This is a genomic window from Pseudomonas jinjuensis, assembly GCF_900103845.1.
GTDB lineage: Bacteria > Pseudomonadota > Gammaproteobacteria > Pseudomonadales > Pseudomonadaceae > Pseudomonas > Pseudomonas jinjuensis.
Window position 1 is genome coordinate 226858 of record NZ_FNIJ01000004.1, and the last position, 13760, is coordinate 240617.

13 protein-coding genes are annotated in these 13760 nt (G+C 66.8%); 10 read left to right on the forward strand and 3 right to left on the reverse strand.

Features of this window, described 5'->3' with window-relative positions; all coding sequences use genetic code 11:
• Positions 1 to 10: 10 nt before the first annotated feature.
• The 3 genes from BLR75_RS07390 to pncA all read left to right on the forward strand — a co-directional run bounded on the left by BLR75_RS07390 (position 11) and on the right by pncA (position 2067).
• A complete protein-coding gene (locus tag BLR75_RS07390) occupies positions 11 to 613 on the forward strand; it encodes a GNAT family N-acetyltransferase (RefSeq protein ID WP_084311836.1) in 603 nt (200 codons plus the stop codon).
• 80 nt (positions 614 to 693) lie between these two features.
• The gene (locus BLR75_RS07395; protein ID WP_084311835.1) at positions 694 to 1239 is read left to right on the forward strand and encodes an Hsp20/alpha crystallin family protein; all 546 of its coding nucleotides are present in this window, start codon (positions 694 to 696) and stop codon (positions 1237 to 1239) included.
• Positions 1240 to 1446: 207 nt separating this feature from the next.
• Positions 1447 to 2067 carry a bifunctional nicotinamidase/pyrazinamidase gene (pncA, locus tag BLR75_RS07400; protein WP_084311834.1) on the forward strand — a complete coding sequence of 207 codons (621 nt, stop codon included), beginning with the start codon at positions 1447 to 1449 and terminating at the stop codon, positions 2065 to 2067.
• Positions 2068 to 2212: 145 nt separating this feature from the next.
• On the opposite strand, the gene BLR75_RS07405 is transcribed toward pncA, so the two are convergent.
• A complete protein-coding gene (locus BLR75_RS07405) occupies positions 2213 to 3085 on the reverse strand; it encodes a LysR substrate-binding domain-containing protein (RefSeq protein WP_084311833.1) in 873 nt (290 codons plus the stop codon).
• A gap of 353 nt (positions 3086 to 3438) precedes the next feature.
• Between BLR75_RS07405 and BLR75_RS07410 the strand changes: the two genes are divergently transcribed.
• The 5 genes from BLR75_RS07410 (at position 3439) to BLR75_RS07430 (ending at position 8398) form a co-directional block, all read left to right on the forward strand.
• Positions 3439 to 4788 carry an MFS transporter gene (locus tag BLR75_RS07410; RefSeq protein WP_084311832.1) on the forward strand — a complete coding sequence of 450 codons (1350 nt, stop codon included), beginning with the start codon at positions 3439 to 3441 and terminating at the stop codon, positions 4786 to 4788.
• A gap of 65 nt (positions 4789 to 4853) precedes the next feature.
• Entirely contained in the window at positions 4854 to 6242 is a 1389-nt protein-coding gene (locus BLR75_RS07415; protein ID WP_084311831.1) for an FAD-dependent oxidoreductase, read from the forward strand.
• A 356-nt stretch (positions 6243 to 6598) separates the two neighbouring features.
• Positions 6599 to 6961 (forward strand): YajD family HNH nuclease, encoded by a 363-nt coding sequence (locus tag BLR75_RS07420; protein WP_084311830.1) that lies wholly within the window; start codon positions 6599 to 6601, stop codon positions 6959 to 6961.
• Positions 6962 to 7039: 78 nt separating this feature from the next.
• Positions 7040 to 7210 (forward strand): hypothetical protein, encoded by a 171-nt coding sequence (locus BLR75_RS26685; protein WP_090416021.1) that lies wholly within the window; start codon positions 7040 to 7042, stop codon positions 7208 to 7210.
• A gap of 96 nt (positions 7211 to 7306) precedes the next feature.
• Positions 7307 to 8398, forward strand: a complete 1092-nt coding sequence (locus BLR75_RS07430; RefSeq protein ID WP_084311829.1) for an FUSC family protein — start codon at positions 7307 to 7309, stop codon at positions 8396 to 8398.
• Between the two features lie 21 nt (positions 8399 to 8419).
• On the opposite strand, the gene BLR75_RS07435 is transcribed toward BLR75_RS07430, so the two are convergent.
• On the reverse strand, positions 8420 to 9172 hold the full coding sequence (locus BLR75_RS07435) for a 3-oxoacyl-ACP reductase family protein (RefSeq protein WP_084311828.1): 753 nt from the start codon (positions 9170 to 9172) through the stop codon (positions 8420 to 8422).
• A 118-nt stretch (positions 9173 to 9290) separates the two neighbouring features.
• Here BLR75_RS07435 and BLR75_RS07440 point away from each other — a divergent pair, with 118 nt between their 5' ends.
• Positions 9291 to 10214, forward strand: a complete 924-nt coding sequence (locus BLR75_RS07440; protein ID WP_084311827.1) for a LysR family transcriptional regulator — start codon at positions 9291 to 9293, stop codon at positions 10212 to 10214.
• 360 nt (positions 10215 to 10574) lie between these two features.
• Here the strand turns inward: BLR75_RS07440 and BLR75_RS07445 are convergent, their stop codons facing one another.
• Entirely contained in the window at positions 10575 to 12443 is a 1869-nt protein-coding gene (locus tag BLR75_RS07445) for a sigma-54-dependent Fis family transcriptional regulator (protein WP_090416022.1), read from the reverse strand.
• 306 nt (positions 12444 to 12749) lie between these two features.
• Here BLR75_RS07445 and BLR75_RS07450 point away from each other — a divergent pair, with 306 nt between their 5' ends.
• Complete coding sequence (locus BLR75_RS07450; protein WP_084311935.1) at positions 12750 to 13727, forward strand: thiamine pyrophosphate-dependent dehydrogenase E1 component subunit alpha; 978 nt, start codon at positions 12750 to 12752, stop codon at positions 13725 to 13727.
• Positions 13728 to 13760: the final 33 nt, after the last annotated feature.

Genomic DNA, 13760 nt, shown 5'->3' on the forward strand with positions numbered 1-13760 from the left:
GAGATCGCCCATGCCCACGCCCGCCACGCTTCCCGCCGACATCGCCTCCGCCGCCCGCGCCGCCGGCCACTGGATAGAAACCCTCAACGATGGCAGCCACGTGCTGATCCGGCCGCTCAAGCCCGAGGACCGGGAGCGCGAAGCCGAATTCATCCGCAACCTGTCGCCGGAGGCGCGTCGCTTCCGCTTCCTCTGCGCGATGCGGGAAGCCACGCCCGCCCTCCTCGACCAGCTGATGCAGCTGGACTACCGGCAGACCATGGCCTACGTCGCCCTGGTGCACCAGAACGGCGAGCTGGTCGAGGTCGGCGTCAGCCGCTATGCCGTCAGCGAGGACGAGCAGCGCTGCGAATGCGCGGTGACCGTCGCCGATGCCTGGCAGCACCGCGGCCTGGCCGTGGCGCTGATGCGCCATCTGGCCGACTGCGCGAAACGCAACGGCTTCAGGCAGATGTTTTCGGTCGATGCGGCAGCCAACGAGCCCCTGCACGAACTGGCCCGCTACCTGGGATTCCGCGCCGAACACGACCCCAACGATCCCGCCCAGATCATCCATACGCTGGACCTGCAGGCGCTCCCGGACAGGCCTGCGCAGGACCTGCCATCGGTTTGACAAGAATCAAGGAAAGCGCCTGCAGCGATTTCAGAATCAGCTATGGCTCTCTTCAGATTCATCCTCAGGAGGAATCCAAAATGGCTAGCGAAGAAAAAGAACTTCCGATCCAAACCTCGGAAGAATCCCGCAAGACACCGGCAACGTCGGAAACCTGGCACCCCCTGGAAAATCTCCGCCAGCAGATCGACCGCCTGTTCGAGGACTTCAGCCGCAGCCCGCTGCACCTGCCCTTCGGCCGTAGCGCCTTCGACTTCGAACCCTTCTGGCGGCGCCCCATGCCCGGCCAGAAACTGCCCGCCGTGGACATCGCCGAAAAGGACAACGCCTACGAGATCACCGCCGAACTGCCCGGCCTGGAGGAGAAGGACATCCAGGTCAGGCTGGCCAACGGCAACCTGATCATCAAGGGCGAGAAGAAGGAGGAAAAGGAAGACAAGCAGAAGGACTACTACCTCTCCGAACGCCACTACGGCTCCTTCCAGCGCGTCTTCAACCTGCCCAAGGACATCGACGCCGAGCGGATCAGCGCCAGCTTCAGCAAGGGCGTGCTGACCGTCGCGCTGCCGAAACACCCCGAAGCCATCAAGCCGGAGAAGGAAATTCCGGTGAAACCAGCCGAATAGGGATGCGTTGCGCCCCGTGCCGGCTCAGGCCGGTGCGGGGCTCCTTTGCAGGATTTCTTCCGCTGGTGCCCGAGCCGCTCCGGCTTTGGCCGAGCGAGGGCGCCCGCCTCGCCGGACGGTCTGGGGCGATGCGCGGCGCGGCAAGGGCTGACGGATGACCTTTGACGCCGCGCCATGCCGGGCGATGCTGAAGGAAGAGGTACCCGCATGAACACCGAACTGAACCCGGGCGAACATGACGTACTGCTGGTGACCGACGTGCAGAACGACTTCTGCAGCGGTGGCGCGCTGGCGGTACCGGGTGGCGAGGATGTCGTCCCGGCGATCAACCGGCTGGCCGATTCCTTCGCCCATATCATCCTGACCCAGGACTGGCACCCGCCCGGACACCTCAGCTTCGCCAGCAGCCACCAGGGCCGCGCGCCGTTCGAGACCATCCAGGTGAGCTACGGCGAACAGACCCTCTGGCCCGACCACTGCGTGCAGGGCAGCCACGGCGCCGCCTTCCACCCGGACCTGCGTCTCGACCGCGCGGAACTCATCATCCGCAAGGGCTACCGCGCCGAAATCGACTCCTACTCCGCCTTCTGCGAGAACGACCGGAAGACACCCACCGGGCTGGCCGGCTACCTGCAGGAGCGCGGCCTGCACCGCCTGTTCCTCAGCGGCCTGGCGACCGACTTCTGCGTGCTCTACTCGGCGCTGGACGCGCGGCGGCAGGGCTTCGACGTGGTGTTGCTGCTCGATGCCTGCCGGGGGCTGGATATCGACGGGTCCCTCGACGAGGCGGTGGCGTTGATGCGGCGGGCGGGAGTTGAGGTCCGGTAGCTACCGGGGGACTTCTTTCGCGGGCGCGGATGACGCCGGCGCGTCATGCGTCCTACGAAAACGCCCCTATGCACCTGTAGAAGCGAGCTTGCTCGCGAAGCGCTTCCACACCGCGTCGCCAGCAAGCTGGCTCCTGCAAAGAACCCTATGCCAGCTCCCCCCGCACCACATCGAGGAAGGTGGCCACCACCCTGCGGCTGCTCTGCTCGCGCAGGCACACCAGCGTCTCGCTCATGTGCCGCTGGCAATCGAGGATCGGCAGGGCGTGCACGCGGCTGTCCGAGCCGAATTCCGCCGCCGACACCACGCCCACGCCGATCCCCGCCACCACCGCCTCGCGTGCGGCCTCGCGGCCTTCCACCTCGATCGCCGGGCGGATGCGCAAACCGGCGCGGTGCATTTCCTCCTCCAGCGTCTGCCGCGTCACCGAGCCCTGCTCGCGCAGCACCAGCGGCGCGTCGTCGAGATCGGCCAGGCGGATCGATTCGCGCCCGGCCCAGGGATGGCTGCTGGCGACGAAGGCGACGATCGGGTCGCGGCGCAGGGTGATCGACAGCAGGCGCTCGTCCTCCACTTCGCGGCCGAGCAGCGCCAGGTCGGCCTGGTAGTCGAACAGCGCCTGCAGCGACTCGTCGGTGTTGCCGGTTTCGATGCGCACGCGGATGCCCGGATACTCCTGGCAGAAACGCGCCACCTGCGACAGCAGGTGCACCGCGGCGTCCACCGCCAGGGTCAGGCTGCCGGTCTGCAGGGCGCTGGACGCGGCCAGCAGTTCCTCCACCTCGGCCTCGATGACGAACAGCCGCTGGGTGACCGAAAGCAGCCGCTCGCCCAGTTCGGTCAGGCGCACCGAGCGCTTGTTGCGGTGGAACAGCAGCACACCATAGCGCTCCTCCAGCTTGCGCACCTGGTCGGAAACCGCCGGCTGGGTGAGGAACAGGCGCTCGGCGGCGCGGGTGAAGCTGCCGTGCAGGGCCACGGCATGGAAGGCTTTCAGTTGTGCGTGGGAAACCGACATCGTGCGCCTCGGCAGCCAGTGATCGGGGGTTTGCGACCGAATCCGGCATTCCTGACAGAATATGACCGCTCGGTCTGATTCTGCGGACTTTGCCATCCTGGCCTTTCGACTTACAAGCAAAACTTATTTTTAAAATTTGATAAATCGATTTCATTTATTTATCAGAAATTGATTCCATCTGTTTCACCAGGCCACGGCGACCACGCCGGAACCTGACGAACCTCGCCGATCAACCGAATCTGACCCGTGCCCCCGGAATGGCGCGAGAAGTGCTCCAGACGTGCGAACGACACAATAAAAACAAGGCTTTACCACTGACTGCCGGCACACCTACAACAATGAGGTCAGATCAGATGAGCAATCCAATCGGCAGCGCACCAAAGCCGAACATGCAGCGTTGGCGCGTGCAGATCTTCGCTATCACCTGGATCGCCTATGCGGCGTTCTATTTCACCCGCAAGGCCTTCTCGGTCGCCAAGCTCGGCATCGCCGAGGATCCTTCCTTCGAGCTCGACAAGGCCGCCATGGCCAACCTCGACGCCATGTACCTGGCGGCCTACGCCGTCGGCCAGTTTACCTGGGGCGTCTTCGCCGACCGCTTCGGGCCGCGCGTGGTGGTGTTCGGCGGCCTGCTGATCTCCGCCATCGCCGCCCTGGTCATGGGCTCCTTCGCCACCCTGCCGATCTTCGCCACCTGCATGGTGGTCCAGGGTCTGGCGCAATCCACCGGCTGGTCCGGCCTGTGCAAGAACATGGGGAGCTTCTTCGCCACCCATGAACGCGGCCGCATACTCGGGCTGTGGAGCACCTGCTACGCCTTCGGCGGGCTGGTCGCCTCGCCCTTCGCCGGCTGGTGGGCCTATTCGGTGTTCGGCAACTGGCAGGCGGCGTTCTTCTCCTCCGCCGCGGTGGTCGCCCTGGTCGCCGTACTGTTCCTCCTGCTGCAGCGCAATCGCCCGCAGGACGTCGGCCTGCCGCCGGTCGATGGCGACGAGCCGGAAGCGGTGCGCTACGCCGGCTTCAAGCCGGAGGGGCAGAACCCGGGCTTCTGGGAAACCCTGTCGGTGATCCTGCGCAACCGCACCGTGCTGACCCTCGGCCTCGCCTACTTCATGCTCAAGCCGGCGCGCTACGCGATCCTGCTGTGGGGCCCGGTGATCGTCTACGAGCGCATGCCGTCGCTCGGCAAGGTCGGCGCGGCGATCCTGCCGACCTCCTTCGAGATCGCCGGCCTGCTCGGTCCGATCCTCATCGGCCTGGCTTCGGACAAGATCTTCGGCGCCCGCCGCATGCCGGCCTGCGTGATCAGCCTGGTCGCCCTGACCGCCTGCCTGGCGCTGTTCGTCCCGGCCATGCAGACCGGCAGCGCCATGCTGGTATTCGCCCTGCTGTTCATGATGGGCCTGACCCTCTACGGACCGGACTCGATGCTCAGCGGCGCCGCCGCCATCGACTTCGGCACCGGCAAGGCCGCCGGCACCGCCGCCGGGTTCGTCAACGGCTGCGGCTCGATCGGCGCGATCCTCGGCGGCCTGCTGCCGGGCTACTTCGACACCTACACCATCTTCATCTGCTTCGCCGCCACCGCGCTGCTCGCCTCCGCCATCCTGATCCCGCACTGGAACAGCCGGCCGGAAGGCGCGAAAACCGAAGCTTCGCGCGTACCCAACCAGCCGGTCCAGGTCAGCCCCGCGCGCACCTGAGTCACCCGGGCACAAGGATGTGCCGCCCCTTTCCCCTGTCTTCCGCATCTTCTGGAGAACATCCCATGCGTCCGTTCTGGCTCGACCAGGCCCTGAAGCTCGACAGCGACCGAGCCACCCCGCTGCAGCAGGACACCCGCGCCGACGTCTGCATCGTCGGCGGCGGCTACACCGGCCTGTGGACCGCGATCATGCTCAAGGAGCAGAACCCGGCGCTCGACGTGGTGATAGTCGAGGCGGACATCTGCGGCGCCGGCGCCAGCGGGCGCAACGGCGGCTGCGCGCTGTCCTGGTCGGCGAAGTTCTTCACCCTGGCGCGGTTGTTCGGCCTCCCGGAAGCGATCCGCCTGGTGCGGGAGTCGGAGCGCAGCATCCACGCCATCGGCGCGTTCTGCGAGAAATACGCGGTGGATGCCGACTACCGTCTCGACGGCACCCTCTACACCGCCACCAACGCCGCCCAGGTGGGCGCCACCGACGGCGTGATCGCCGCGCTGGAAGAACACGGCATCAACTCCTTCCGCAAGCTGCCGCTGGCCCATGTGCAGCGCCTGGCCGGCTCGCGCAAGCACCTGGAGGGCTGGTTCTCCCCCGCCGCCGCCAGCGTGCAGCCGGGCAAGCTGGTGCGCGGCCTGCGCCGGGTCGCCCTGCAGCTGGGCGTGCGCCTCTACGAAGGCACGCCTATGACCGGCCTCGGGGAAGGCCGCCCGGCGACCGTGCGCACGCCGCATGGCGCGGTGACCGCCGACCGCGTGGTGCTGGCGATGAACGCCTGGATGGCGCGGGCCTTCCCGCAGTTCGAACGCAGCGTGGCGATCGTCTCCAGCGACATGATCGTCACCGAGCCGCGCCCCGACCTGCTGAGGGAAATCGGCCTGACCTCGGGCGTGACGGTGCTAGATTCGCGCATCTTCGTGCACTACTACCACAACACCCCGGACGGCCGGATCATGCTCGGCAAGGGCGGCAACACCTTCGCCTATGGCGGGCGCATGCTGCCGGTGTTCGACCGTCCCTCGCCCTATGTCGACCTGCTGCGCCAGAGCCTCGGCGAGTTCTTCCCGGCCTTCGCCGAGGTGCCCATCGCGGCGAGCTGGAACGGCCCGTCCGACCGCTCGGTGACCGGCCTGCCGTTCTTCGGCCAGCTCGGATCGGCGGGCAACGTCTTCTACGGCTTCGGCTATTCCGGCAGCGGCGTCGGGCCGTGCCACATGGGCGGGCAGATTCTCTCCTCGCTGGTGCTCGGCCTGGACAACGCCTGGACCCGCTCGCCACTGACCCGCGGCCCGCTCGGCCATTTCCCGCCGGAGCCGATCCGCTACCTCGGCTCGCTGATGGTGCGCAACGCCATCCGCCGCAAGGAAACCGCCGAAGACCACGGCCGCCGCCCGCGCCGCCTGGACGTGCGCCTGGCGAAGTTCGCCGCGGCGGCGGGCAAGGCGGACAAGGCCTGAAACCCATTCCTGCTTGCCCCTCACAAGCCGGCTGAGGGGGTGGGCGAGGCAGTCGAACTGCCTCGCCCTCTTTTTTTTGGACAGATGCCGTGCCACTTTTGTAGGTACGGTCGCGCAATGCGCGCGATTCGCGGGCATGGCCCGCTCCTGCACGGTTTATTGGATCCCCGCGTTCGCGAGGATGACGGTTCGGCGCCGCTATCGAACCGTAGGGTGGATGAGGCTTCTTTCATCCACCATTGCGGGGCCGCGTGCCGGCCATGGTGGATCGATGGAGCCTACGAATCATCGCCAATGTCGCCCTACCGCCCTCCCGGATTTATGCTGAACAAAACCTCCACGAACAGGCCATCCCCATGAGCACCCCACCCTCCAAGGTCGACGCCCTCCTCGCCGAGGCCCAACGCCAGCGCGAAAAGAGCTATCGGGAAAAGGCGCTGAAGATGTACCCCTGGATCTGCGGCCGCTGCGGCCGGGAGTTCAGCGGCAAGCGTCTCAGCGAGCTGACCGTGCACCATCGCGACCACAACCACGACAACAACCCGGAAGACGGTTCCAACTGGGAGCTGCTCTGCCTCTACTGCCACGACAACGAGCACCAGCGCCAGGTCGATGCGCACTACCAGGGCAGCGACGCCGGCGCCCAGCAGGGCCCGAAGGTGACGCACAAGGCGCTGGCCGGGCTGGCCGAGTTGCTGGCGAAGAAGCCGGAGGAATGACGTTCGCGTCGCGGATCAATCCGCATGCCGCTTCGCCGGCTTAAACTGGATGGATCGACGAACGGACAAGGACGCGATATGGACTCCCTCTACACCACCCTCGCCATCATCATCTTCGGCATGTTCATGATCGGCCTCGGCTTCACCTACCGTGCCCGCAGCAGCGGCGTGCTGATGATGTGGATCGGCGTGCTGTGCATGCTGTCGATCATCAGCTACCGCATCTACATCGCCACCTCGGTGGTCTGAGGTTCTCGCCGGCGGGGCGTGAAAAGCGCTCCGCTACGCCTAAGCTGACTGGCAGCTTCGCCCCCAGCCAGCCGCCGCAAAGGAGCCCGCATCGCCGTGGCGAAACTCCCGCACTTCCTGACGCTGCCCTTCCGCCGCCTGGCCAATCCCTATACCCGCTACCGCTATGCCGCCTGGATCCACTGCGCCCGGGTCGGGCTGGCGCTGCTGGCCTCCATGCTGCTCGCCAGCGCCCTGCACATTCCGCACGGCCTGTGGTCCTCGATCACGGTGCTGGTGGTGATGGGCGGCCTGCTGCACCAGGGCACCATTCGCGGAAAGTCCTACGAGCGGGTGGTCGGCACCCTGGTAGGCGCCGCGGCGGGGCTGGGCGTGATGCTGGTCGGCCAGTACAGCGGCTCGATAGCGCTGGTGCATCTGCTGATGGCATGCCTGGGGGCGGTTTCCGCCTATTACGCCATCCGCAGCGCCGGCTACGTCGCGCTGCTCGCCGGGATCACCCTGTTCATCGTCGCCGAGCCGGGCGTCAATGGCATCACCGAAGGGCTCTGGCGGTCGTTCAACGTGCTGCTCGGGGTCGGGCTGGCGCTGCTCTTCGCGCAGATCTACCCGCTGCGCGCGGTGTACGTCTGGCGCTACCTGCTGTCGGACAACCTGCGCGCCTGCGCGAGGATCTACGGCCAACTGACCAGCGATACCGATTTCAGCGCCGAGAATTTCGCCAGCCAGCTGGAAGAACTGGATCACCGGCTTGTCGCAGCGCGCGCCCACCTGCCTCCGGTGGCGCGGGAAACCGGCATGCCTCTGCGGGACCTGGAAAACATCCAGCGCAATCACCGCGCCATCATGGGCACCCTGGAATCGCTGATCGCCTCGCGCCAGTTCGCCGCCCAGGCCGGCGAGATCGAGCCGATTCCCGCCAGTCTCGACGAACATCGCACCCTGACCGTCCGCCTGCTGCTGCAATCGGCCCATGCGCTGAAGTTCAGCCGCACCCGCAAGCTGGTGCAGGAATGCCAGGGCCTGGTGCATGTGACGGAACGCCCGCACAACCTCAGCGACTCCTTCGAGCAGCAGGGCTTCTACTGGCTGAGCCTGCGCCTCTACGAACAGGTGGAACTGCTCTCGGAAAGCCTCGCCGGCAGCGCCCGCCACTGGAACATCCAGAGTCGCGACCGCGCCCAGTGAGGGGCGGCCGCTGCGTGGCGGTCAGGCGGAGAAGCCGCCGTCGATCAGCAGGCTGGCGCCGGTGATGTAGCCGGATTCCGGGCCCGCCAGATAGGCGACGAAGGAGGCGATCTCCTCGACGCGGCCATAGCGCCCCACCGCCATCAGTGGCTTCAGCGAATCGGCGAACTCGCCCTCGGCCGGATTCATGTCGGTATCCACCGGCCCCGGCTGCACGTCCACCACGGTGATCCCGCGCGGGCCGAGGTCGCGCGCCAGGCCCTTGGTCAGGCCGACGATGGCCGACTTGCTCATGGCATACACACTGCCGCCGGCGAACGGCATGCGCTCGGCGTTGGTGCTGCCGATGGTGATGACCCGGCCGCCCGCACCCATGTGTTTCACCGCCGCCTGGGTGGCGACGAACACGCTGCGCACGTTGACCGCGATGGTGCGATCGAAGTCTTCCAGGGTCATCTCGTCCACCGGCGCAATCGCCAGCACGCCGGCATTGTTCACCAGGATATCGATGCGCCCGAAGGTCTCCGCGACCTGGGCAATGGCCGCCTGCAGCGCGCCGGCGTCGGCGCTGTCGGCCTGGATGGCCAGCGCGCGACCACCCCTGGCTTCGATGGCGGCGGCCAGTTCATCGGCCTTCTGCGCCGAGCTGACGTAGGTGAAGGCGACGGTTGCGCCTTCGCGGGCCAGGCGCTGGACGATGGCCGCGCCGATGCCGCGCGAGCCGCCCTGGACGAAGGCGACCTTGCCGGCGAGCGATGAAGTCTGCTGGGTCATGCTGTGATCCTCGTAACGGAAAGTGGGAAAGGACGGGGACCAGTCTCTACCCGGAATTACCAACCGTGTAGCCGGTAATCGCTATATTCAGTCGATACCAATGGTTTAGGTAGGCAGCATGGAATCCCTCAGCAGCATCGAATGCTTCGTCCGCAGCGCCGAATCCGGCAGTTTCGCCGCGGCCGCGCGGCGTCTGGGCCTCACCCCCGCCGCGGTGGGCAAGAACGTGGCACGGCTGGAGGGCAGCCTCGGCGTGCGCCTGTTCCAGCGCAGCACCCGCAGCCTGACGCTGACCGAAGCCGGCGAACGTTTTCTCGCCGAGGTCGGCGGCGGCCTCGCCAGCATCCGCAACGCCATCGACAACCTGGCCGGAGCCGCCGGCCAGCCGAGCGGGACGCTGAAGGTGAGCATGGGCCAGTCGTTCGGCCGCGACTACATCGTGCCGCTGCTCGGAGACTTCCTCGAACGCTACCCGGCGATCAAGCCGGACTGGCACTTCGACAACCGCCAGGTCGACCTCATCGGCGAGGGCTTCGATGCGGCCATCGGCGGCGGTTTCGAACTGCCGCCCGGCGTAGTGGCGCGCAAGCTCTCGCCGGCGCATCTGGTGCTGCTCGCCGCGCCTGCCTACCTGCAGGACAAGCCAGTCATCACCAGCCCCGCCGATCTTGCCGAATTCGACGGCATTCGCATCCGTTCGCCACAGACCGGCCGCATCCGCACCTGGCCGCTGAGCAATCGCCAAAAAGCCCAGGCGCCGATCGACCTGCGCGAACGCATGATCATGAGCGACCCGGAAGCCGCCTGCCGGGCGGCGGAAATGGGCCTCGGCATCACCCTGGTGAGCATGCAGCACTCCTTGCCCTATCTGGAGAGCGGGACGCTGCGGCGGGTCCTGCCGGACTGGTACGTGGATGCCGGAAACACCGCGCTGTACTACGCGGCGCAGAAACTGCTGCCGGCGAAGACCCGGGTGTTCGTCGATTTCGTGCTGGAGCGGTTTAGGGAGCAGCGATTGGAGGAGAGGTTTTCGGCGGTGTGACCTGAGAAATTACTTTAACTTTACTTATTTTATATAAATCAAATAGTTATAAACTATATCTCATGCTTTACACGAATCTGTAGGAGCGGGCCATGCCCGCGACCCCGCACCACCAGCGGCGTCTCCATGAGGGAAGGTCCATCCGATGCACCATACATTCACCAAAAGAAACAAATTCATATAAATCAATAATTTAATTAAATTTATTAATGTAAAAATTTAAATAATGGGTAGCGTTGAACATCGCAATTCCCACGCGAATTCTCGGTGGAACGATGAACCATGGGTCGCGGGCATGGCCCGCTCCTACAGGGGGTCGGCGCTCCCTGTAGGGCGGGTGCAACCCGCCCTACGCCACGGTCAGCGCTGGCGGCTTTTTCCGGGCATTTCTATGCCGTGCTGGTTCACCCGCCGGTACAGCGTCGCGCGGGAGATGCCCAGGGCTTCGGCAGCCGGCCCCGGCTTCCAGCGGTGCCGCACCAGTGCGTCGAGCAGGGCCTGGCGTTCGGGACTGTCGGCCACTTCACCGAAGCCGGCCGAAGGTGACTCCCCACGCACATCGACGGGCAGGTCGTCCACCTGAATGACATTGCCACCGCACACCGCGCAGGCATAGCGCAGCACATGGCGCAGCTGGCGCACGTTGCCCGGCCAGCGATAGCCGAGCAGGCATTCCAGCGCCGCGCCGGCCAGGCCCAGGCGCACGCCGCAGCGCGAAGCTTCCTCGTCGAGGATGCGCTTGATCAGCGCCAGCCTGTCACTGCGCTCCCGCAGCGGCGGCAGTTCGAAGCGCGCGCCGCTGAGGCGGAAGTACAGGTCCTCGCGGAACTCGCCGGACGCCACCAGCGCCGCCAGGTCGCGGTGGCTGGCGCAGATCACCTGGATATCCACCTGCTGCCTGCGCGCGGCACCCAGCGGCGCCACCTCGCCCTCGGCGAGCACACGCAGCAGACGGGTTTGCAGGCCAAGCGGCATGTCGCCGATCTCGTCGAGGAACAGGGTTCCACCGTCGGCCTGCCGCAACAGCCCCTGCATGCCCTTGCCGGACGCCCCGGTGAAGGCGCCGGCGACGTAACCGAACAGCTCGCTCTCGATCAGGCTTTCCGGGATCGCCGCGCAGTTCAGCGCCACGAACGGCTTGTCGCGCCGCGCGCTGGCCTCGTGCAGCTGGCGGGCGAAGACTTCCTTGCCGGCGCCGGTTTCGCCATGGATCAGCACCGGCAGGTTGCGGTCCTTGACCCGCACCGCCAGGCGCAGGCTTTCGGCGATGCGCGGGTCGAGCTGTTCCGGCCCCGGCTGCGCCACGGCAACGCTCACCGGCCGCTGCGGCACGCTCAGGCGCACATGCAGGTCATGGCCGGGAAGCCGGCAGACCGACTGCTCCGCCGCACGGCGCAGGGCGTCGAGGTCGAAGATTTCCCCGACGTGCCGGGGAATCATCCCGTAGCGCTGCTGCAGATAGCGCCGCGCAGCCGGGTTGAGGGCGACCAGGCAGCCATCGTTGTCCCAGCCGAACAGGTAGTCCGGCTGGCTGTCGACGTAGCCCGGCGCGGCATGGGCGCGCAGCAGCCAGTGGCCCTGCACGCTGTGCATGAAGAAGGCGTTCTCGATCTCGCGGGCGCTCTGCACCACCATCTGGCGGATCAGGTGCTGGCTGCGGCGGTCGTCCGGGGATTCCACGGCGGAGACGTCGAGCACGCCGAGCAACTGGCCCTGCGGGTCGAATACCGGCGCCGCCGAGCAGGTCAGGCCGATGAAGGCGGCGCGGAAGTGATCGCGCTTGTGCACGGTGACCGGCTGGCCGCTGGTCAGCACCGCCGCCACGCCGCAGGTGCCCTCCTCGCCTTCCGACCAGCAGGTGCCGAGGTACAGACCGGCGCGCCGGCAGTTGCCGCGGATGGCGGATTCGACGCGGTAGTCGATGGTCTGCCCGTGGGCATCGGTGAGCAGCACGCAGTAGTCGGCGTCGCGCACCCGGCCATGCAGGCGCGAGACTTCCTCGCCGGCGATGCGCAGGAACATCTCGGCGCGCCCGCGGCACTCCTTCAGCACCGTTTCGCTGAGGATGCGCGGGCCCTGCAGCGAACCGGGGTCGAGATGGTAGGTCTGCATCGAGCGCCGCCAGGAATCGAGGATCAGCGACGGCACCGGCGCATCGGGCAGGCGATCGGCATTGCGCAGCACGCGGCTGACGCAATCCACGTGGGCTTTCGAGTAGGCAGGAAGCAAGGCTGGCCTCCAGTTCTCGTCCTTATCGTTGTGCCGCCCATTAAGCGCCGTTCGCCTGCGGGGGACAAGCACGAAGCCGGCAGCGGCCCGGCGTGAGACGGAGCGTCTCAGCGTCTCGCCGTCGCCCCCGGCGGAGTGAAATGCCGCGTCTCAGTCGCTGCCCGTCAGCGGGGTCGCCGAAATCCCCGGGAAGCCCTCTAGCCCGGGGATCTGCGCATCGACACGCCGCCGCTGGCACCGGCGTTGCTCTGCTCCAGGTACGGCCCGTCGAGGCCGCCGATGAGACAAACCCTGGAGAACAACAAGATGTCCACTTCGCTGAATACCGAGCAGCTTCTGCACGCCTACCGCGTGATGCGCACCATCCGCGTCTTCGAGGAACGCCTGCACGTGGAGTTCGCCACCGGCGAGATTCCCGGCTTCGTCCACCTCTACGCCGGCGAGGAAGCCTCCGCCGCCGGGGTGATGGCGCACCTGAACGACGAGGACTGCATTTCCTCCAACCACCGCGGCCACGGCCACTGCATCGCCAAGGGCGTGGACGTGCACGGGATGATGGCCGAGATCTACGGCAAGAAGACCGGCGTCTGCCACGGCAAGGGCGGCTCGATGCACATCGCCGACCTGTCCAAGGGGATGCTCGGCGCCAACGGCATCGTCGGCGCCGGCGCCCCGCTCGCTGCCGGTGCCGCGCTGGCGGCGAAGATGAAGGGCACCCGTGGCGTGGCGGTATGCTTCTTCGGCGACGGCGGCTCCAACGAGGGCGCGGTATTCGAGGCGATGAACCTCGCCTCGGTATGGAACCTGCCCTGCCTGTTCATCGCCGAGAACAACGGCTACGCCGAAGCCACTGCCGCCAACTGGTCGGTGGCCTGCGCCGACATCGCCGACCGCGCCGCCGGCTTCGGCATGCCCGGCGTGACGGTGGACGGCTTCGACTTCTTCGCCGTGCACGAAGCCGCCGGCGCCGCCATCGAGCGCGCCCGCAACGGCGAAGGCCCGTCGCTGGTCGAGGTGAAGCTGACCCGCTACTACGGCCACTTCGAGGGCGACGCCCAGACCTACCGCGCTCCGGACGAAGTGAAGCGCTTCCGCGAAACCGTCGACTGCCTGAAGCAGTTCCGCGAACGCACCACCGCTTCGGGCCTGCTCAGTGCCGCCCAGCTCGACCAGATCGACGAGGAAGTGGAACGGCAGATCGAGGACGCCGTGCGCCGGGCCAAGAGCGATCCGAAGCCGGAGCCGGCGGAGCTGCTCACTGACGTGTACGTCTCCTACCCCTGACGCCCTGAATACCTACAAGAACAATCGGAGAAC